Annotated in this window: 16 protein-coding genes; 7 read left to right on the forward strand and 9 right to left on the reverse strand. The window is 52.2% G+C overall.

Going from position 1 to position 22,034, the window contains the following annotated elements:
- Window positions 1-16 precede the first annotated feature (16 nt).
- The 3 genes from B5D63_RS08200 to B5D63_RS08210 all read right to left on the reverse strand — a co-directional run bounded on the left by B5D63_RS08200 (window position 17) and on the right by B5D63_RS08210 (window position 2,947).
- Window positions 17-1,273 carry an aminopeptidase P family protein gene (locus B5D63_RS08200; protein WP_078668224.1) on the reverse strand — a complete coding sequence of 419 codons (1,257 nt, stop codon included), beginning with the start codon at window positions 1,271-1,273 and terminating at the stop codon, window positions 17-19.
- A gap of 76 nt (window positions 1,274-1,349) precedes the next feature.
- Window positions 1,350-2,147, reverse strand: a complete 798-nt coding sequence (locus tag B5D63_RS08205) for a helix-turn-helix domain-containing protein (RefSeq protein WP_078668225.1) — start codon at window positions 2,145-2,147, stop codon at window positions 1,350-1,352.
- Window positions 2,148-2,464: 317 nt separating this feature from the next.
- On the reverse strand, window positions 2,465-2,947 hold the full coding sequence (locus B5D63_RS08210) for a hypothetical protein (protein ID WP_078668226.1): 483 nt from the start codon (window positions 2,945-2,947) through the stop codon (window positions 2,465-2,467).
- Between the two features lie 79 nt (window positions 2,948-3,026).
- Between B5D63_RS08210 and B5D63_RS34605 the strand changes: the two genes are divergently transcribed.
- From B5D63_RS34605 to B5D63_RS08230, 5 genes are all read left to right on the forward strand, one after another.
- Entirely contained in the window at window positions 3,027-3,206 is a 180-nt protein-coding gene (locus B5D63_RS34605) for a hypothetical protein (protein WP_143312811.1), read from the forward strand.
- Window positions 3,207-3,618: 412 nt separating this feature from the next.
- Window positions 3,619-4,251, forward strand: coding sequence for a TetR/AcrR family transcriptional regulator (locus B5D63_RS35570; RefSeq protein ID WP_078668227.1), 633 nt, complete (start codon window positions 3,619-3,621; stop codon window positions 4,249-4,251).
- Complete coding sequence (locus B5D63_RS08220; RefSeq protein ID WP_078668228.1) at window positions 4,241-5,599, forward strand: TolC family protein; 1,359 nt, start codon at window positions 4,241-4,243, stop codon at window positions 5,597-5,599. The genes B5D63_RS35570 and B5D63_RS08220 overlap by 11 nt, the downstream gene beginning before the upstream one ends.
- Before the next feature lie 25 nt (window positions 5,600-5,624).
- A complete protein-coding gene (locus B5D63_RS08225; protein ID WP_317044761.1) occupies window positions 5,625-6,752 on the forward strand; it encodes an HlyD family secretion protein in 1,128 nt (375 codons plus the stop codon).
- A gap of 161 nt (window positions 6,753-6,913) precedes the next feature.
- Window positions 6,914-8,491 (forward strand): DHA2 family efflux MFS transporter permease subunit, encoded by a 1,578-nt coding sequence (locus tag B5D63_RS08230; RefSeq protein WP_078668230.1) that lies wholly within the window; start codon window positions 6,914-6,916, stop codon window positions 8,489-8,491.
- Window positions 8,492-8,609: 118 nt separating this feature from the next.
- Here B5D63_RS08230 and B5D63_RS08235 read toward each other — a convergent pair whose 3' ends face one another.
- The 5 genes from B5D63_RS08235 to B5D63_RS08255 all read right to left on the reverse strand — a co-directional run bounded on the left by B5D63_RS08235 (window position 8,610) and on the right by B5D63_RS08255 (window position 20,127).
- The gene (locus B5D63_RS08235) at window positions 8,610-9,941 is read right to left on the reverse strand and encodes an amidohydrolase (protein WP_078668231.1); all 1,332 of its coding nucleotides are present in this window, start codon (window positions 9,939-9,941) and stop codon (window positions 8,610-8,612) included.
- A gap of 79 nt (window positions 9,942-10,020) precedes the next feature.
- Window positions 10,021-10,869, reverse strand: coding sequence for an AraC family transcriptional regulator (locus B5D63_RS08240; protein ID WP_078668232.1), 849 nt, complete (start codon window positions 10,867-10,869; stop codon window positions 10,021-10,023).
- A gap of 176 nt (window positions 10,870-11,045) precedes the next feature.
- Entirely contained in the window at window positions 11,046-13,907 is a 2,862-nt protein-coding gene (locus B5D63_RS08245) for a TonB-dependent receptor (RefSeq protein WP_078668233.1), read from the reverse strand.
- A gap of 52 nt (window positions 13,908-13,959) precedes the next feature.
- Complete coding sequence (locus tag B5D63_RS08250; RefSeq protein WP_078668234.1) at window positions 13,960-14,421, reverse strand: Mpo1 family 2-hydroxy fatty acid dioxygenase; 462 nt, start codon at window positions 14,419-14,421, stop codon at window positions 13,960-13,962.
- Between the two features lie 33 nt (window positions 14,422-14,454).
- On the reverse strand, window positions 14,455-20,127 hold the full coding sequence (locus B5D63_RS08255; RefSeq protein WP_143312812.1) for an alpha-2-macroglobulin family protein: 5,673 nt from the start codon (window positions 20,125-20,127) through the stop codon (window positions 14,455-14,457).
- A 75-nt stretch (window positions 20,128-20,202) separates the two neighbouring features.
- On the opposite strand from B5D63_RS08255, the gene B5D63_RS08260 reads away from it, so the two are divergent.
- Entirely contained in the window at window positions 20,203-21,090 is an 888-nt protein-coding gene (locus B5D63_RS08260) for an NAD(P)-dependent oxidoreductase (protein WP_078668236.1), read from the forward strand.
- Here B5D63_RS08260 and B5D63_RS08265 read toward each other — a convergent pair.
- Entirely contained in the window at window positions 21,087-21,473 is a 387-nt protein-coding gene (locus B5D63_RS08265) for a winged helix-turn-helix transcriptional regulator (protein ID WP_078668237.1), read from the reverse strand. The two genes, B5D63_RS08260 and B5D63_RS08265, sit on opposite strands and share 4 nt — an antisense overlap.
- 135 nt (window positions 21,474-21,608) lie before the next feature.
- Here B5D63_RS08265 and B5D63_RS08270 point away from each other — a divergent pair, with 135 nt between their 5' ends.
- Complete coding sequence (locus tag B5D63_RS08270) at window positions 21,609-21,995, forward strand: DoxX family protein (protein WP_078668583.1); 387 nt, start codon at window positions 21,609-21,611, stop codon at window positions 21,993-21,995.
- The last annotated feature ends 39 nt before the right edge of the window (window positions 21,996-22,034 follow it).

Below are 22,034 nucleotides of genomic sequence, written 5' to 3' on the forward strand. Positions count from 1 at the left end.
GAAAATTTATTAATGATTACCGGTTCATCAGGTCCTCAATTTCTTCCGCTTCTTTCGGGATCGTCTTCATCAGGTCTTCATACCCGTTTTCGGTAACCAGCAGGTCATTTTCAATTCTCACCCCGATACATTCTTCTTCATTGTAAATACCCGGTTCATTGGTGATGACGGCGCCTGCCGGCATCGGTTCGTCATGATATCCCGTGTCGTGAAGGTCCAGTCCGAGGAAATGCGATACGTTGTGATAACAGTGTTTGTTGAGATAATGCTGTGCGCCATGTTTGCTGATATCGGCGGTGGTGCAGAGGCCCAGTCCTACCAATTCTTCCAGCAGCAGGTTGTTGGAGATCTTCCAGAGATCTTTTATGAGGATGCCTGCTTTTACCGATTGTGCCACCTGTTTGTGTACCCGCAATACCGCATTATAGTAGGCTCTCTGCCGCGGCGTAAAACGGCCGTTCAACGGGAAGCTCCGGGTGAGGTCGGCGTTGTAGTACTGGTGCCGTGCAGCAGCGTCGATCAGTACCAGTTCACCGTCCTTGCCGACGCTTTCATTGGCGCGGAGGTGCAGGATACAGGCGTCTGCGCCGAATGCCACGATGGGTTCGTAAGCCCAGGTGGCATTATGTTGCATGTATTCGTGGATCATCTCCGCGGCGACCTGCATCCCGGTTTGTCCGGGGCGGATGGTTTGCAGTACGCGGCGGAAGCCTTTTTCAGTGATCTCGCAGGCTTTGCGCAGGAGCGCTATTTCATCCGGTGTTTTAGCGTTGCGTTGCCTGGCGAGGATAGGGTAGAGGCGTTCGTAACGATGCAGTGGATAAAGTTGTTTGCAGGCGAGCAGCAGCCGGTCTTCCCGCGTTTGTGTTTCATTTTCCGAGCGGGCGTGTTCGTTGGTGTGCAGGTAGATGGTGCTGCAGAGCGGCAGCACTCTTTTCATGACGGCCCAGTATTCATCGGTATAGAAAACAGTGCGGATACCGGAAATTTCCGAAGCGGTGTTTTTATCGGCTCTTCTGCCGAGCCATTTCACAAACAGCTGGTCTACCCGTTTGATGAACAGTATTTCCCTTAAGGCAGGATCGGGGTGGCCGGGGAAGAGCGCCAGCATGGCATCTTCTTCGGGCAGGCCCGTCAGGTAATAGACGTTCACGTTAGGGTAGTAGGGCATCGTTCCGTCGGCATTGGTGGGCATGATGTCGTTGGCGCTGAGGAGAGCGGCGGCACCGGCAGGCAGTTGCCGGACGAGCCGTTGACGGTGTTCTGAAAACATAAGCGTGACTTTAATTTGGTGAAGTCACAAACATAGCGGGAGGGTAGGGAATAAGTGGTGTAAAAAAGCGACAGTTTCAGGCGGACCATCTGGTCCAATCCTTCCGGAAATGGGAGAAGTCATGGTAGCCCAGTTCTTCCCAGTCGGCCTTATAACCATGCAGGATGTATTGGGCGGCGGCGTGCCGGAAGCGCAGGATGGCCAGGCATTTTTTAGGGCTGATGTTCAGCGAATCGGTAAAGTATCTTTCGAGAGTACGGGGCGACACATACAGCAGGCCTGCCAGTTTTTTCAGCTGGAAGCCTGACTGCTGCAGGGCAGGGCCGTTGAGGGATTGCAGCACATAATCAAACCGGCGGTGGTCCTGCATGGTGACGGTCTGGCGGCGCAGGAACTTTTCCAGCAGCGTTTTGATGGCCTGCATGTCGGGCGCTTCATACACGGCGGCTTCCAGCGCAGGCATCTGTGTCATCACATCGCAGGCCGACAGTGTTTGCCGTTGCATGTCAGCGCCTTTTACATGGAAGAGGTAGTTGAGACTGGCGGGTTTGAACTTGATGCCCACCAGGAAGTTGTTCGGGTAATGGCGGTAGGTGACAGGGGTGGTTTGGTATCCTATTAACTCGCTGTGATGGCTGGAATGCAGTAGTTGGCCTTTTGCATTGCAGATATCGAAAGGAACACCCATGTTCAGCACGAGCGAAGCGTTCATGTTGGCGAGCAGCAGTTCCCGGAATTCTTCATGCAGCGGCAGCGGCCTGCGGAGGTCCAGCAGCCAGTAATACACCACATACGGCTCCAGGTCCGGCGAGGGACTGATATAACGGTACTGGCCGTTGAAATATTCCTGGTTGATGAATTCGATTGCCTGCATAACAGGGCGCTAATTTACGGATATTGAAGGTGCGATTTGATCAACTCCTGAACATTTTAATCGCATGTTCTGTTAAATAGTTACCTGTGAAAATCCGGATCGGGGCGTACATGATCACCGCAGTAACGCCTTGCCTTTCCCCCGGCTTTCATAAAAAAAATTACCGGCATACATAGGATGCCGGGTGGGCTTGCTGTACTATAAACTATAAAATATCATTTAAAGATAACGGTTGATAAACAGGTACAACATCTTGCAATTTGTTGAGATGTGCTGGGGCGGGCTTATATCTTGACAACGCCCGCCCTTTTTTATGTTCAGGATGCGCTTTTATTATATTGATAGTATTTCCCGGCCATCAGTCCCATCGGTAAGCCAATAGCCACCATGAGGATACACATGCCCACCAGTACGTTGACCAGATGGAACGGTCCTTTGGGAATGTTGGTCAGCGGTAATATCAGCAGGTTCATCACCAGCCAGACGAAGATGCCGTATACCAGTCCGGATACCGATGGTATCTTCCGCATTTCCGGTATGCGGGGATACAGGAAGAAGAACAATAACGTGAATCCCAATGAGACCGTATAGTGGAACAGCACGCCCCACCAGACCATAGCAGGGTTGCCGCTGAACGCTTCCCTGCCGAATACGCCGCTCGCGACGAATAACAGCACGTTGACAAAACTTTTGCCCGTTACCAGTACAAACTGCAAACAGGCGGAGAACAGATCGAGGGTACCGGCTATTAGCCAGGTGAGGAAGATAATGCCGACAGGAAAAGCGCGAGTGTTAGCCATAGTGTTTTAAGAGATGTAGCGATGAAAGAAATGATATCTTTAAATTATAAAATTTCTTTATGAAAAACTAAAGGAAATTTTGCGGTTTTTCCACGCCTGCCCTCATCATCGTCCCACACAACGGTTTCCCGCCACCAGCCTCGCCAATCGTTACCACTACGCCCTGACAGGCCCCCGCCACCAGCCTCGCCAATCGTTACCACTACGCCCTGACAGGCCCCCGCCACCAGCCTCGCCAATCGTTACCACCACACCCTGACAGGCCCCGCCACCAGCCTTCGCCAATCGTTACCACCACGCCCTGACAGGCCCCCGCCACCAGCCTTCGCCAATCGTTACCACTACGCCCTGACAGGCCCCCGCCACCAGCCTTCGCCAATCGTTACCACCACGCCCTGACAGGCCCCCGCCCTCGCCACTCATTACCACCAAACCCTAACACCCCGGTCACCAGCCCTCGCAAAATTTGTGTCAGTAATACAATATTCCCTTATTTTGTCACCGTTTTCCTCCCTAACCTTAAAATCTCCTTAAAATTATTTTATAAATAAATAATTATCATCTATTTAAAAGTTAAGAAAATAAAAATTTAAATAAACGTTTAAATAAACGCTTGTTTAAATTAAACGTTTGTTTAACTTTGCTTCGTCAAAAATTCAATAAAAGGGAACATGGAAGACTATAACGATAAGCAACTTTCAATCATCACGGTGGCGGAGCGGTTGTTTGCAGAAAAAGGTTTTCATGGCACTTCCGTAAGGGATATTGCACAGGAAGCAGACGTGAACATAGCCATGATATCCTATTACTTCGGGTCCAAGGATAAACTGCTGGAAGCGGTTTTCAGACTGCGTATGAATGCATCCCGCGCTTTCATCAATGAATTGGTACAGAACGATACCATGGCCCCGCTCGAAAAAATATACTCCCTGATCGACAGGTTTATCAATAAAATGCTGAATGAACAGAACTTTCAGTGCATTATGAGCAGGGAACAGCTCAACAAAGAGCAAAGCCCTATCAGAGACCTGATCTGGCAACTGAAAGGTGAAATGCTCGGACTGATGCGTCCCATCGTGACCAACGCCCAGGATGCAGGCATCTTCGCCACAGACGTGGACGTGGAAATGCTGATGACGACATTGTTCGGGACCATTCACCAGACGATCCCGGCCCAACATCTGCTAAGGACAAACACCGCCTACGCACACATGAACGACCAGGAATTCAAGGAGTACCTCAGGCTCCGATTGAGCAACCATTTGAAAAAATTGTTTAAAGCAATATTAACACATGAATTCTAGAAGCATATACAAACGTTTATATGCGCTTGCATCCGGAATCGTGCTGACGCTGGTTTTTCAGGCAGCATCCGCACAACAAAGCGTAAAACCGCTTTCGTTAAATGAAGCCATATCGCTGAGTCTACAAAACAGCAAACAATTGAAGGCCAGCCAGGCCCGCATCGAAGAAGCCAACGCCAACGTGAAAACAGCCAACGAAAGACAGCTGCCCGACGTTAGCATCTCCGGCTCTTATCTGCGACTGACACAGCCTAACCTGGATCTGAAACTCGGAAAAGGTGACAGTAACCCCGGTAACGGCACCCCCTCCGAAGCCCCGAAAGTAAATCAGGCTGCCTACGGAATGGCCAACGTGTCCATCCCCGTTTTTGCCGGCATGATGATACAGAGTGGCAAAGAAGCAGCCCGCTACCTCGCACAGGCAGCCAGGCTGGACGCCGATAAAAACCGCGACGATGTGATACAGAACACGGTCGGCGCCTACAGTAACCTCTATAAAGCCACCCAGGCGGTGAAACTGATGGAGGAAAACCTGAAACAGTCCACCCAGCGCGTAAAAGACTTCTCCAACCTGGAAAAGAACGGCCTGCTGGCACGCAACGACCTCTTAAAGGCGGAACTGCAAAAATCCAACTATGAACTGTCACTGATGGACGCGCAGAACAGCCTGAAAGTAGCCACCCTTAACATGGACATCATGCTGGGCCTGCCAGACAACACACCGTTGCAACTGGACACTACCGTCTTCATGACCGATAAAACAGACGGCAGAGGCGTAGCGGAATTCGAACAGCTGGCCTACCAGAACCGTAAAGACGCCGCCTCCCTCGGCGCGAAGGAGAAAGCGGCTTTCGCCAATGTAAAAGGCGTGAAAGGAGAGTATTACCCCTCCCTCGCCCTCACCGGCGGTTATGTGGCTGCCTACATTCCCAACGTTGTCACCGTTACCAACGCGATAACAGCAGGCGTAGGCCTGAAATACAGCCTCTCCTCCCTCTGGAAAACAGGTAGCAAAGTAGCCAGCGCCAAAGCGCAACTCGCAGAACTGCAGGCCAACGAAGCCCAGCTGACAGACGCCATCCATCTCGATGTGGTGCAGTCTTACGAAAACTACCTCCTGAGCAGGAAAAAAATGGACACTTATATCAAAGCCATAGAACAGTCAGAAGAGAACTACCGCATCACGAAGAACAAGCACGATAACAATCTCGCTACCACCACCGACCTGCTGGATGCGGACGTGGCCAACCTCCAGTCCCATCTGAACTACACCTTCGCAAGGGCAGACGCACTGGTGGCCTACAACAAATTGTTACAGGCAGCGGGTATACTCGACAACAACAAATAACAACAAACCAATAAACTACAAAGCTGTGGAAACGCAAACAAAAGCTACTAATAATACATCTACCATGCAGGAAACATCCGCGCCTAAAAAGCGCAGCAAAGGGTTCGTGATCGTACTGGCCGCTCTGGTACTGGGTGGCGGCGCGTTCGGTATCTCTAAATACATCCATAGTCTGCACCATGAAGAAACAGACAACGCGCAGATCGACGCTAATGTAAGCCCTGTCATTCCGAGAGTATCAGGTTTCGTGAAAGAAGTAAGAGTAAAAGATAACCAACACGTGAAAAAAGGAGATACCCTCGTGGTCCTCGACGACCGTGACCTGGCTATCAGGGTACAACAGGCTGAAAACGCCCTCAGCACCGCCAAAGCTAACCTCGGCGCCGCCGAAGCTACCACCAGCGCTGCGGAAACAGGCATCAGCACCGCACAGGCAAACGTAAGCACCATCGACGCCCAGATAGAAGCCGCTAAGGTAAACATCTGGAGAGCTAACCAGGACTATGAACGTTATGCTAACCTGATCAAAGATCACTCCATCACCCAGCAACAATACGAACAGGCACTGGCTGCCAAACAAACAGCCGAACGCCAGCTCGACGTACTGGTAAGACAGAAAGCCGCGGCTACCCGCCAGACTTCTGTAGTGGCCTCCCAGAGCAGCGCTACCGCTAAACAGATCAACCTGGCCAACGCTGCCATCAAACAACGTGAAACCGATGTGGAAGATGCTAAACTGAACCAGTCCTATACCGTGATCACCGCTCCGGAAGATGGCGTGCTGTCAAAAATCTATGTGCAGCCCGGTCAATATATCACCGCCGGCCAGTCTCTCTTCAGCGTGGTAATGGACACAGCCCCTTGGGTGGTGGCTAACTTTAAGGAAACACAGCTGGAAAAAATGAAGCTCGGCCAGAAAGTGACCGTTCATATCGACGCTTTCCCCGGTACACCACTGGAAGCCAAACTGACTTCCTTCTCACCGGCCACCGGCGCTAAATTTGCCCTGCTGCCCCCGGACAACGCTTCCGGTAACTTCGTAAAAGTAGTACAACGTCTCCCTGTGAAGATCGAATTCGACGACCCGTCCAACGAACTGATCAAAAGGTTGCGCCCGGGCATGAACGTGCTGGTAGACGTGCATCTCAACTAATCATACATGAATGCATCCTGACCAGGGGTTAATAGTTAAACCGGTATACATTATTCATTAGGCGGAAACCATTAGCTTCATCACAAGACCTCAAGACAGGAAACCACCGGCTTGATTATTAATTCCTGGTCACCCTGCATTCATTCTAAATAAATCGCTGCATGCAACAAGAATCATTGGTAGAATACGGCTCACGCAGGGTGATCATCACGATCACCGCTATCTTCTGCGCACTGCTGGAAATCGTGGATACCACTATCGTGAATGTGACACTGAACGACATGCGCGGTAACATGGGGGCCACACTCAGTGAGATCGGTTGGGTCATCACCGCTTACGCTATCGGTAACGTAATCGTTGTACCGATGACCAGCTGGTTGTCCCAACAGTTCGGCCGCCGTAACTACTTCGCTGCCTCTATCATCATATTCACCATTTCCTCCTTCCTCTGCGGTAACGCAACGGCCATGTGGGAGCTGATACTCTTCCGCTTCATACAGGGTATCGGAGGCGGTGCACTGCTGGTAACGTCACAAACCATTATTACGGAAAGCTATCCTCCGGAAAAAAGAGGTGTTGCCCAGGCCATCTACGGCCTCGGCGTGATCATCGGCCCTACACTGGGCCCTCCGTTGGGTGGTTATATCACCGATAACTATTCCTGGCCTTACATCTTCTACATCAACATCCCTATCGGCGTCATCGCTACCCTGCTGACACTGCAGTTCGTACGCAGCCCGAAATATGCTGAGAAGAAGGCCATTAATGAAATCGACTTCCTGGGTATTATCCTGCTCGCCATCACCGTAGGCTGTCTTCAGTTCGTACTGGAACGCGGCCAGGAGGATGACTGGTTCAACGACCCCACCATCACACTGTTTACAGTGATGAGCGCACTGGGACTGTTCTTCTTCATCTGGCGCGAGCTGACGTACAAGAACCCTATTGTGGAACTACGGGTGTTGAAAAACGGCAACCTGCGGGTGGGAACGATACTCTCTTTTATACTGGGCTTCGGTCTCTATGGCTCTACGTTCATCATTCCGCTGTACACGCAAAGTACACTGGGATGGACCGCCACCCAGTCCGGTATGCTGATGATACCCGCCGCTCTCACTACCGCATTCATGATGCCGATCATCGGTAAACTGCTGGAAAAAGGCGTGCCGCAACAGTACCTGGTGGCATTGGGCATGTTATTGTTCTTTGTCTATAGCCTGTGGGGATATATGATCATCACACCTGCCGATACCGGCTCTGATGCGTTCTTCTGGATGCTGATCGTCCGCGGGGTAGGCATGGGGCTGCTCTTTATCCCGATCACCACGCTGGCGCTGTCATCACTCAAAGGACAGCAGATTGGCCAGGGTGCGGCCTTCACCGGTATGATGCGCCAGCTCGGCGGCTCTTTCGGTGTGGCGCTGATCACCACCTTTATGGCCCGTCAGAACATGGTACACCGTAACGACCTGGTGTCTAAACTGGATACCAACGATCCGGATGTTATCAACCGCGTCAACAGCCTCGCACACGGCTTCGCCGCCAAAGGCATGGACGCCGGCACCGCCGTCAGAAGCGGATACAAGGTACTGGACTACAGCATTACCAAACAGGCAGCTGTAATGTCTTATATGGACGTGTTCCTGTACCTCGGACTCATGTTCCTCATCTGTATCCCGTTTGTACTGATGGTAAAAGCTAAGAAAGCTGCAAAACTGGACCCGTCAGCGATGCACTAACGGTCTTGTTTTTCGACATAAAATTATTGTTGCAATAACAGTGTAACAGTTGTAGGTTTAGGTAAATAAGCCCCGATATTCATCGGGGCTTTATCTTTTTACAACGTTAACGGTTATATTAAAATACGATATTACCCTGATGGATCAGGGACTTAACAGGGGAGATGCGGGACACCGCTTCGGCTGAACAGCTGGCTTCCACCAGTACCATATCTGCTGGGTCATCGGGTTCAGGCCATTGCCGCCTGCCCTTGTCATCCAGCGGGAGAATATTGTGGGTGGCTATTTTCAGCGCCCTCGATAAATCAAACTCCGTGCGGTAACCATACAACTGCGCCATCAGGTTAGCCTTCTGCAGGATACTGCCGGAACCAAAAGTACTCCAGTGATCAATGATACAGTCATTGCCCGCCTGCACGTCCACGCCGTATTTGAACAGCGTCGGAATCGGCATAATGGTGCTGCCGAAAGGAATGGTGGTCATGATGCCGATACGTGCCTGCCCCAGTTTTTCCGCGATCTCCTGTAGTTTTCCGCTCTCCAGCTTAGCCAGCGCAAAACTGTGACTTACATACGTCCTGCCTTTCAATACCGGGTTCTCATTTACTTTGCTGATAAGATATTCGATGGTCTTTACGCCGGATTCACCCGCTTCATGCAGGTGGATATCGATGCCTTTGTGGTGATCCAGCGCCAGTTGCACCACGAAGTCCATCGGTTTTTCAATACTGCCGTCAATCGTATATGGGTCCAGGCCGCCGATGAAATCAATATCCATTTTGGCGGCTTCTTTCATCAGTTCAGCAGAAGGGGTGTAATACAGGCCATGCTGCGGAAATGCCACCAGCTCGGCTGAGAAACCGCTCTTTTTATTTTCCAGCGCTTTCTCCAGGTTTTTCAGCGAGTTTAAACCGGAGGTAGGCTCTATGTTGACATGACTCCTGGCAAAGCTGGTGCCTTTGGACTGCAGCAGCGCTATCAGCTGCTCCGTGCGGGCGGTGGATGTCTTCAGCAGTTCCGGTATCACCTGTTGCTCAAAAGCGATCATGTCTTTTACGGACCTGTTCTTTTTCAGGTGCGCTTTCCACGGAAGGCCATAAAATGTTTTATCGAGGTGGATATGCATGTCCCGGAAAGCGGGCAGCAGCAGCCATCCTTTGGCATCTACCGCGTTGGCGCCGGGTTGGTTGGGCAGTACGGATTTTATTTTACCATTGTTGATCTCCAGGGTAAAAAGATCTGTGGTAGTGCCGGTCACTTCTCCTGCTTCATACTGAAAGCCTGTTTCCAGCCGTACATTTTTTAAAGTGAAACTTTTGCCGGCAGGGGTAGCCACCCCGGCTTCAGCAGTGGAGGCGCCGGCGGCGCTACCGGTCAGGAGGCTGCCGCCGGCTGCCAGCAATACGGATGAACTTTTAAGGAAGTCTTTGCGGGAAATAGAAGAAGCCATATGATATGATTCGTTTTATACAAAAATAAAACGCCGGGGGACGGTAATGATGGATAAATTATGCCAGAACTTGTAAATTTTATAACTGTTCCCTGAATAGCCGGGGTGAAATGCCTGTCTGGCTTTTAAAGAAATTAGAGAAATAGGAGAGGTCATTAAACCCAAGGTCAAAAGCGATCTCCTTGATCGATTTACCGGATGCCTGTAACTGGCGTTTGGCCTCGAGGACTACCCGGTGCTGTATGAGAAACATGGCCGGAATGTGAAGATGCCGTTTACAGAGGATGTTGAGATAATTGGGGGAGATGTTGAGCTGACTGGCATAGAATGCCACCGACTTTTGATTTTTATAATGAAGATCGATCAGGGCATGATACTGCTGCAGTGCTGGCCTGGCCTTGTATACCAGCAGATCGTCGAAGCGGCTTTCGGCCTCCCGGATGATCAGCTGGGCAATGAGCCGGCTGCGCAGGTGAACGATTTCCCATGAAACGGGCGTCTGTGCCAGCTCCTGCTGAATTGACCGGAACTCGTAAAGTAACTTTCGGAAGCTTTCTTCCGCAAGATCGATCACCGGATGATGCTGATACAAGGCAAACGGAAACTGCAGCGCGTCGGAGAAGGTTTCAAAAAACGGACGGGTGATCATCAGCTGGTAGGCTACCATCTGCCGGTTAAATTCCCATTTATGCACCTGGCCGGGAAACAGGAGATGTATCTGGTACGGCGCTACCGGATAGTCAATGAAGTCAATAGCGTGGATGCCGTTTCCGCTTTCCACCAGCAGAAAAACAAAGAAGTCGTGTTTGTGCGGTTTCTCAATACGCCGCTCGCCACGAATCTCATGGTACAGGAAATTACTGGCATCCTGCTGGTCGCCCTGGAATGCGCTGATCCCCAATACCGGAAACTGCTCTTCGCCCTTCATGAATGAAAAATACAAAAAATCCCGTTGCGTTCATCCGGCATCCGTATTCCTGCGTTCCGTATCTCCGGGCCACGGCATTGCAGTAGTATAAAGGTATCCAGTTAAAGCATTAACAATAAAACAGCGCGATTACTCCATGTGCCCAGGGCTTTAGCCTGGGCACATGGAGTGTGGTCTCAAAATTTCATTGCAATTTTTGTAAAGAGACGCGTGCCGTTAAAGCCCATCTGCACGGCATCCCAGGGACCGCCTGTTTCGCCGTCGTAGGCCGATAGTTTGGCGCCGGGCACGTAGCCCAAGTCCGGATGTACATTAAAGATGTTATCTGCGCCCAGGAACCAGGTGAACCGGGGTGAAAAACGATAGCTGGCATAAACGTCGGTAACGGCTTTACCGTTGTAGTTGAATTGTTCGGGTACGAGCGTACCGTCCTTGTCCAGCGCTACGAGGGGACTGATACCGGTGCCCGCCAGGTTGGGATCGCCGGGAAGGCCGGTGCCTTCTTTGGCAGGATCACCGGCAAAGCCGTAGCCCAGTAGTGTGATTTTACCGAAGTAGGTAACGCGGGCGCCTACACTGATTTTTCTGATACCGTATTCTATATTGAAGTTGAGTTTTACCGGTGGGGCAGAGGCCAGTACAAAATGTTGTTCTCTTTCACTGAAAAACTCGCCCCGATGGAGATAGCTGTCATTCAGCTTATCGGGCACATTGATCTTGTCAATGTTCATGTGTTGAACATTGCCGGTGAACAATATCCTGAAATGCTGGTCCTTCTTCAGCCATTTTTTATTGTAGTCGATCACCAGGTCGAGGCCGTAGTTGGTGGTGTTGACAGCGTTGGCAAAGAATTGTGCATTATCAATATGCAGCGCTTTTAAGGCATCCTGGAATTCTTTGTCAAGGGTGGCATCGCTGGCATTGAACTGGCCGGAGAGCACGATACGGTCTTTTACTTTTACGAGATAGCCGTCGAGGGTGATGGTGAGCGTGGAAACAGGTTTCAGGGAGAAGCCGAGGCTGGCGTTAAGGGACTTTTCCTGCTTCAGGGCCGGGATACCGGCTGCCTGGGTGATGGGACTATTGTTGGGGGCTATTTTCACTTCCGTGATGCGGCCGCCCTGCACGTTGGTGAATTGTGAGCTGTAGTTGATCTGTTGCAGGGAGGGGGCGCGGTAACCGGTGCTGACAGAGCCCCGGATATTAAATTCGCGTGCTGCGTTGAAGCGTGCCGCCAGTTTGTAGTTGCTGGTAAATCCGAAGTCGTTGTAGTTTTCCAGTCTTACGGCGCCGCCCAGCAGGAACCGTGCTGTGATGTCCCATTCAGCGTCCACGAAAGCGGCAATATTGGAGCGGTCTGCTTTAACCACATCGGTAGGGCGATAGCCGGGAAAGCCCTGTGCGCCGGTGGCTTTGTTGAAAGTAGGGTCGTAATTGGTGTACGAAGCTTCTTCGCCGGCATATATGCGGTACTGTTCGTAGCGGTATTCTCCGCCGATGGCGAGGTTAAGATCGTGGTCCAGGTATTTGGAGAAGGTGAGGTTGGCCGTGTTCTGCAGGAACGAGAAACCGCCATCTTCAAAATGGGTGGGCGTGTTGCTGCCGAGGGAGGCATTGAATGTTTTATCACCGAAGAAACGGAAGGTATTTTTGCCGACAGTATTACTGAAGTCCCATTCCCAGTCGCTGTCGGTAGCGCCCTTTACACCGGTTGTAAGCGACAGGTCCTGTATGTGTGTTTGTATGTGTGGATTAAAAATAGTGTCGGCGGCGCCGCCTGGCGTGGGAATACTCTCCATGATGCCCGGATAGAATAGCAGGCTGCCGCCGGGGCCGGTAGGAAACCGGTCGGTATGGCCACTGGAAAGAGGATTGAAACCATGAAATGTTCTCGTATAGGCGTAAGCGTCAGATGCCTTATAATTATAGCCGCCAAAGGCATAAAAGGTGCTCTCGCCCTGGTCAAACGAAAGTTTAAGGTTGAACATGCCTCCGCCGGAGGTGACGGAGCCGTCGCCATGGGCGCGGCGGCCGGTATTGATAGGCAGGCTGTTGGCATTATTGAGATTGGTGTCCAATACCTGGCGGAAGGTTTTGCCCTGCTTCAGAAAGTTACCTGAGATGGTAAAAGACCCGCCGTATTCATCGATGGGTATACCGTAGGTAATGCCCAGGGTGGCGGTATTGCCATCCAGTGCGTGACTGGTAGGGTACTGACGCAGGTCACGTTTGAACCAGGTGTTGTATGCAGGATCGTAGTAAGCAGCGTAGCCGGCATCGACGGTCAGTTGTTTGACTGTCGATGTTTTCAGGATGATGTTGATAACACCGGCTATCGCGTCTGACCCGTATTGCGCGGAGGCGCCATCCCGCAATATTTCCACCCGGTCAATAGCGGATGCGGGAATGGCGTTGAGGTCGGTGCCGGAGTTACCGCGGCCGCGGGTACCGAATACGGACACAAAGGCTGTTTGGTGCCGTCGTCTCCCGTTGACGAGCACCAGCGTCTGGTCCGGTCCCAGTCCGCGCAGGGTGGCGAGGTCGATCTGGTCGGCGCCGTCGCTGCCACTTTGTTTGTTATAGTTGAAAGAGGGGGCGACGGCGTTGAGCAACGACGTTAGTTCCATTTTGGCGCTGGGCAGTCCGGCCTGATTTACACTGATCACATCTACAGGTACGGGCGTTTCCGTTTTGGCGCGGCCGCCGGTACGAGAACCAACTAACACTACCTGTGCCAGTTCGGTGGCGAAGGGTATCAGCTGGATGTTGATTTCCGTACGCCCGTTAACGTTAGTTCTAACTGTGTTAAAACCGATGGCGCTGAATTCAAGGCTTGCACCGGAGGGCGTATCCAGCCGGTAGATGCCGTCTTTGTTGGTAACGGTACCTTTGTTGGCAGACCTGATCGTTACGGTGACGCCCTCCAGCGGACGACCGGTAACAGCATTGGTTACTTTGCCGGTAACAGGCAGATTTTGGCCGGAAGCATAGGTGCACAGCAGGATGCCGGTTAGAAGAAACAGGTTTCTGAGGGTCATATGAGGGGCTTTTCTTTAATTTAAGAAAAAAATCCCATATGGCCATTTTTTATTATAGTTTGATGCCTGCCTTCCGGTAGATGAAGCTCATCAGCCATGCCGGACCGATCAGCAGAAACTGCAGGTCTTTAAAGAAGCTGGGCTTGGCGCCTTCGATCTTATGACCGATAAATTGCCCGATCCAGGCCAGCACGAAGATGATAAGGGATACCAGCCATACCGGGGAACCGGTGGTAGCGATCAGCCGCCAGAACCACAAACAAACGATGCCGATGACGGTCATACCCACTGCCAGCGAAGCGGACATCCGCGCATAATAAATAATGAGCAATACCAGCGCTATCTGCGCCGCAGTAATCACGATAGTGGTACCCGGCAGGGGGATACGGACCGTATATAAAAAGCCCACAATACTGAAGAATATAGCCGGAACACAAATCCAGTGAATGAGCTTGTTGGTCTCGTTGCGATGACTGGTGCCATAGTCATCCAGCCATTGTTGGATCGTTTTCATGGTGGAAGCAATTTACGCTGTTACTAATATAATTTATTTGCCGGTGATTATTAACTGCTTCATCCCTGTCCGCCCAAAAAATGTAGGGAAGTACATCAGCGAGGCTTTAGCCGGGTTGAGATGGTAAGTGCCACTGTAACGCGGCATCAGCGATACAGTAAACGTATGTTTCCCTTTGGGGAGATGACCGCAGAAGATGCTGACCTTCTGTTTGAAGTGCTCACGGTGTACCTCTCCATGGGCATAGGACTGCGCTTTGGTGGCGTAGGAACATCCTGCCGGAATGGGCACTTCTATCATCACATAATCCGCTTCGGCATCTACGGTAACGTCTGCACGTAATTCGGCAGGTGTGCCGGCAATGAGCCGTGACAGCGGTTGCCCGTTGGATACGAGACTGCTTTGTACGGTGAACTGCCGGGAAATAGCTTCCGGCGCCGGATTCCAGTGGTCTTGCGTGGCACTGAAGTAAACGGTGGCATTGCCTTGTTTACTCACCTGTAACGGCTGCATTCCGCGGAGGATGGTATCGTAGGGAAACCGGGTAACGCTACGGCCGTTGAGTGTAAGCGCCGCCATGAGCGGTTGTTTTTTTTGCAACAGTTCCGGTAAAATAGTTTCGAGAATGGTGGCCGACTCATAGGTGTTGCGCCAGCTACCGCCATAGCGGCGTTCAAGCAGCCAGTCACGGATGCCGGCCAGCGTGGTTTCCTGGCCGGACTGCTGCCGCAATAGTTTGTATACCAGCAGGGTATACTGCACATTGTTACGCTGCAGTTGCAGGCTTTCTTCGCCCCAGTACGGATTGCCCATCATGCTGTGTTGACGGTCCTGAAACAATGAAGCGGTGTTGACGGCTACACCTGCGCACTGCAGGATGTACAGCTTGCGGGCCTTGTCATACGCAGTCACCGCCGGCACTGTATCCAGGCATCGTTTATAATCCATTTTAGCACCCAGCTGCTGCATAGTTTCCACGATCGTGAGTTTATCACCTCCGGGCGATTGCAGCAGCAGCTGCTGGTAATTCAGAAAATCCTGCTTGTTGAACGGGGCAGTGTACCCGGCCCTTTCCGCCATCAGCAGGGCGGAAGTCACATGTTTGGTGATCCAGGGGGCGGGCTCGCTTTTGCCCCACCAGCCCCAGCCGCCAAGGTACTGGTTGTTACCGAGCGCGCGAAGCAGTTGTTTGAGCTGCTTTTCTTCGCCGAACTCCTGCTGCTCGTAAGTGCATAACTGTTTCTCCTGTAATAGGGCGATGAGTTTGCTGGCCATTTGTTCATTGCAGTTGTACTCATATCTTTTTAACCGGGTGATTTCTGTGTGCAGGACGGGCAACAGGCTGCTGGTAGCATATACTTTAACCGCGCCGGTATCTGTGACCGGCACACTGAAAGTGGTATCTGTACGCAGCGGGAGGAAGATGCCTGTCGTTTCGGTGACGCCCTGGGGGAACAGGGGAATGGCGCGGCGCTCACCATCCATAAAGCCGTCGCGATGGATCGTAAATTTCAGCGCAAGGCTGTCGCCCCGCAGCGGCGCCGCAATCGTTACAGTGTCGAGATGGCTGTTCCGTACGCCGGCAATACCTTGCAGCAATAACTTGTCATCCGCATAAAACTGTCTTTCCAGGGTAACGCTGTCCGGCGTATAGTTGAGTATTTTGCCCAGCGCCTGCAGGGTATCACCGGCCACGGCAAAAGCAGGCAGCGCGAGGTTGGTGGCCAGCGGCTGGAACGCTTTGATACTGGTGGTGGCGGTGCCGGACAGCCTGCGGTCGGCCATCGCGATAGCAAATGCTTTCCAGTTGGTGATGTCATCCGGGAAAGTGACGTCGAAAGACGCTTCCCCTTTTTCGTTCGTCCGTAACCGTGGCTGCCAGAAGGCATCGTCGCGAAAACGCTGTCGCAGGTTGTTGCCCGCAGGTGGCTGCGCACTGCCGTTGGCCGACACGATAATAATGGCGCCATTGGCAGCCCGGGCGCCGTAAAGACTGGTGGCTGCGTCGCCTTTCAGAACGTTAAGGGTACCAATGGTAGCAGGGTCGATAGACTCCAACAAACCATCATAGACCTTTCCATCTACGACGATCAGCGGGCTGGTATTGCCAATGGATACCATGCCCCTGACGTTTATACCTGTAGCCGCCCCGGCGAGATACGCCCGCTTCGTGGTGGCGTATCCGGTAACGACTACCTCCTGAAGAGAGGCTTTGCCGGCGACGAGTTTTACTTTGATGAAGTCCTGCTGGTGCAGGTTGACTTCCTCGGTAATAAATCCTACACTAGCTACTTTCAGCGTGCCGTATTCGGTAACGTTCATCCGGAAGCGGCCGTTGGCACCTGTAACGGTGCCAAAACGGGTGTTTTTGAGCTGGATGCTGACACCCGGAAGCGGCCTGTTTTCTTCATCCGTCACAATACCTTCGATGGTTTTCCCCAGAGCGGCTACATCGAGGTATTGGTCGTTAAAAGCATTGCTGAAGACGGTTTGATCAGTAATGTAGCGCCGCCGGTCCGTATCTGCAGCATACTCCCATATTTCTGCCGCGAGGCCCTGACTTACCTTGTCCGCAGGCAGCACAGGAAGACGGTCGTTGAGTTGATATACGGTAGTGCCATGGTCGCGGACATAGAGGCTGTCTATCAAATGGTAACGGTTTTTGCGCAGCAGAATCAGCAGCCGGTACCAGCCGCTGTCCAGCGCTCCAAACTCAAATGAACCGGAAGGTTGGATACGGTAAAAGGAAGGGTCCTGGTAACGGTACAGGAAAACCTCTTTGACGTTTTCCTGCCGGAAGCTGCTATCCGGAGAGAACTGCAGCCGGGCCTTTCCATGCTGGCGGTCATGCTGTGTATCGTTTAATGGACGATTAATCCGTGTATTTTCCCGGTGGTCCTGCCATAAACTATCAATGTCCTGCACGCTGAGTGCGTTCTCGAAAAGCGGGAATTCATAGAAATGGTAGTCTGCATGTATTTGATTGAACCTCTCAGGGGTGGTCGCTTTAAATTGGAAGGTATCTTTTGCCACTGAAAGTATGCCGCCGCTGGCCGGTGTAAAAGGCTGCGCAAACAAGCCCCTGGCATGCAACGTGGCGGGTCGCGGTTCCAGCGGCCAGGCAGAGAAACTAAAACCTTCCCTGCGAAGCATAGGCAGCAACCGGTCATCCTGCTGAATATAGGAGTAAACAGGCAGGGCAACAGGCTGGAAGAAACGAACGAAATAAGGCCGCAGTTCGTTCTTTTCCGTCTTGGAAAACACATGGGAGAGGCCGCGTACCTGCACATGAGGCTGCTTATTGGCAATGTTGATGTTCAGGAACGTTTTACGGCCCGCGGTGACATACACGCTGTCGGCAGTTACCAGACTAACGGAGGTGCGCAAACGCAGTTGGTGGTAACCTGGTGTTACAGGGAAGCTATACTTAGGCTTCAGGTCTGCATAATCCAGGTAAGCAGGTTTTCCGTCAATCCACAGGTAAATGATTTTTTGTGGCGCGCCGTCGATGGTGATAAATGGCGCCAGTTGCGTTACATTGCCGGCTACCGGTTCAGAGAGACTGCTGATGCCTTTCGGCCGCATGAACTGATAATATATACTGGTATCCAGCGACAGCCGCTGACCCCACCGTTCCTGGTTATACGTTTCCGAAGTGTTGTCGATATCCCGTTCGTCCTTCCGGTAGCGAACATTGGGAAGCCGCCGTGCTCTTGACTTTCCGTAGTAAGGCACAAAAGGAGGCCTTAAGTCACTAAATTTACTGGTGGCGGCATAAGAGGTGACGTCGGCATCCGGTACGGGTTTCCCTTCTGCATCTTTAACGGAAACGGATAAACGGGACGTCTGCCCCGGAAATACGGTTAACGGTGCATCGATGCGTACCTGCAATAACTTATCGGTATAGGGGGCGGTGAGCCTGTTGTACATCACCTGGTCGCTGCTGATATATTGCCAGGAAACCGTATAGTTGTTGAGGGTGTTCGCACGGATTTTCCGGTCAAGGTTGCCCTGATGATACCCGCGTTCCACTACTTTTTTACCGGCATAGATAGTATACCAGAAAGGCAGATGGCGGGTGCCGGACAGCTGTATGAAAACAGAGTCCCGTGTGCGATAGGCAACACCGGTGATCTTGTTGGCAGAATTGTTGGTATAACGATTACTTGTTTTGGCGGTCTTCACAACATAAGAGCCGGCAAAAGGATGAAGCGGTATTTTGGCAGGCAGGGTGATAGGTGTCTCCTGCATCCGCTTTCCATCGGCCGTCAGCAGTATCAGCTGTCCTTCGTCCGGCACGGATTTGCCCGAAACCAGGCTGTTGATCTCCAGGCTGTCTGCCTGTTCCTTAAAGCTGATTTCTTCTGTCGGATAATCATAGGACCGGAAAAGCTGTTCCCACCGGCTTTCATTGCTGGCGCTCAGGAACTGGCAACGGATCGCGTAGTCTATACTGGCAGCAGGAAAAATACTGTCGGGCAGTATCACCTTGGTTTCTCCGGTAGGCTCGAGCGGTATTTCATACTGCCAGAGGGTGTCCGGGATAAATACGGTTGACTGGAAAGTACGTTGCACGCGGCTTGATTCCACACTTATTTTTACGCGGCCGTCGAGGACTGGCAGATTGTTTTCATCGGTAGCCTTGAAATAGACTGCCATAGGAGTGCCCCGGGTATGCCGGGTGTGGTCTGTCCGCGCAGTAAAGGTAGCAGATACCAGTTCATATTCCTCATACCCGAATCTTTCCCGGAACACCACCTGTCGATCCCGCCGGCGCCGGCGTCTTTCATCATCATTGTTATCATCGTCTTCCGCATCTGCGCGGGGAGGTTTGTTCCTGCCACTTTCCAGGGTCAGTTGGTAATCGTCGTCCAGCTCCAGGTCCAGGCTGTCATGCAGCACAAAGGAATACTCGAAAGCGCCGGGCCGGTAAGGGCGCAGCTGTGCGAGCACCGTATCAAGGTCAGGCAGTTCATAGGTTTCACTGAGCCGCAGCCATACCGGTGTGTTGACAGGTTTGCCTTTACGGTCGCGGATAAACGCTTTCAGCCGCAGGGTATCTCCTGGTTTGAATTTCGGCTTGTTCAGTGCCATGTAACCGGAATAGTTTTGCCTGGATGGCCGGTGGTGATAACGAAAACGTGAGAACAGCCTGCGAAAGGAGAAAGGCTGGCGATAATTGGCTTCCTGCCCCAGCTGGAACAGGTTGTTCAGGTTATCATGCCGCACTTCGAGCAGGCCTGACCGTTTGGTATGCCGGAGCAGGTAGGTCTGGCTGGCGGTATCGAAAGGGAAGTACCGGCCGCGGAATTTCACGATGGCGCTGGTAACAATCCGGCCCTGCAGATCGTGCGCCACTACTGCGAGGTCGGTACCGTTATTAATGAATTTGCAGTGAACGTTTTCTATGGCATGATAGACGTATTTTACGCGCGACTGCTGTGCATATACCTCGAGGTAGTGGCCGGGAGGGAGGCTGTCAGGAAGGCCCTTCTTTGCCGGAAAAGTGGCCACAGGCGGACTTGCCAGCGCATCGCGGTAGTCTGTGCTGCGCAGCCGGCCTTTCCGGAAGATCTCGCGGGCCTCGTAATTCGTCACTTTGTACAGGTGGTGCAGGGGACTGTGTTGAGGGCTGCTGGTAAGTTGGCTGTACCCGTGGGTAATCATACTACAGCAGCATAGCAGTAACAACGATATCCGTTTCAAGGCAAAGGGTATTTTTATGGGTTATTAATTAAGTTAACAATTATCTCTAACTTCCCGGCAAAATCTTATTAAAGTATGGAAACCATTGGATTTATCGGAGCCGGTAACCTCGGTACGCCGATCGTGACCAACCTTTTGCAGGCTGGCTATAAAGTAAAGCTATATAACCGTACCCGTGAGAAAGCGCAGCCGTTGGAAGCGCTTGGGGCGGAACTGGTGAGCAGCCCTGCTGCTGCGGCGGTGCCGGGGGGCATTGTCATGAGCCTGGTGGCCGATGATAAAGCGGTAGAAAGTGTGGCTGGTGATGCGTTAATGCAGGCATTGGGTCATGGCGGTGTCCACGTGTCTATGAGTACGATCTCTCCGGATACGTCGCGTACGCTGGCGGCGCATCATCAGAAGCTGGGCGTTACCTACGTAGCGGCGCCGGTGTTTGCCCGTCCGGAAGCGGCGGCCGCAAAAATCGGCAATGCGGTCATCTCCGGTCCGGCTGATGCCAAAGAAAGGATAAAGCCATTGCTGCAGGCCGGTTTTGCCAAAAATATTTTTGATCTGGGGGAAGATGTGGGCAGTGCCAATGTGCTGAAGCTGATGGGTAACTTTATGATTGCCGGGGCTATCGAAATGATGGCCGAAGCTTTTGCGCTGGCCGAGAAAAACGGGGTAGATTCCAAAGTGGCCTATGAGATGCTGACCACCACGTTGTTTGCCGCGCCGATCTTCCGCGGATATGGCGCCATGGTGGTAGACCGCAAATATGTGGGCAATCCTGCATTCAGTGCCGCGCTGGGGTTGAAAGATATGAACCTGGTACTGCAAACGGCTACACGGTCGCATACGCCGATGCCGCTGGCCCAGCTGGTGCAGTCCCGCCTGATGACAGTAGTGGCGCGGGACGTGAAGGAGGCTGACTGGACAGCCCTGGCCATGGGTGCGCTGGAAGACGCCGGCCTGAAAGGTTAGTTTTTGCTGGCCGCAGCAAGCTCTTTCGCCTGGCGGGTTTCCGCCCGGTGCATTTCGCCCCAGCTGCACATGTGTTCCAATAAACTTTCGAGCGACCGCCCCAGTGGGGTCAGTTCATATTCCACGCGGGGCGGTACTTCCGGATAAATGATGCGTTTTATCAGCTGATCATTCTCCAGCTCCCTTAACTGTAACACGAGTACCCTTTCTGATATACCGGAGATAGATTTTTTCAATTCGTGATAGCGCATTTTACCGTCGAGCAGGCGCCAGAGGATGCTGGGCTTCCAGCGTCCGCCGATGACTGACAAGGTATGGGCTGTTTGACATAATCCGTTGATTATCCGTTCGTTAATCGCATTGGTGGAGTTTTCTTTCCGCATAGATACCATTTTGTTCCGGCTATAAATATACGACTTCGCGGAACGCTAACCCACAGGATAGTGCTTTCCTGCCGGTAACCCTTGAGCAAACATTCTTGAATAACTATACGTTTGTATATCATAAAACTGTTCACTATGAAAATTGTTCCTCTGTTGGGGCGTATCCTGTTTGCGCTCATCTTTGTCATGTCAGGTATCAATCATGTGGGAGGCGCCGGCGCCGATTATGCAGCGGCTTCCGGTGTGCCGGCGGCCAATATCATGGTCCGGTTGGCGGGCCTGCTCGCTTTGGTGGGAGGCCTGAGCATACTGCTCGGGTATAAAGCCAGAATCGGCGCGTGGCTGGTGGTTATTTTCCTTATTCCTGTCACGCTGGCCATGCACAAGTTCTGGGGTATCTCCGATCAGATGGCGGCGCAGATGCAGATGGCCATGTTCATGAAGAATGTGGCGCTGATAGGTGGTGCGCTGTTTATCGCTTATTTTGGTGCAGGGCCGCTCAGTATAGATAACAAGTCCTGATAAAGCGTTAAGGCTGTCTCTCGGGGGAGACAGCCTTTT

It is taken from the genome of Chitinophaga eiseniae, from assembly GCF_900167135.1.
Taxonomy (GTDB): Bacteria; Bacteroidota; Bacteroidia; order Chitinophagales; family Chitinophagaceae; genus Chitinophaga; species Chitinophaga eiseniae.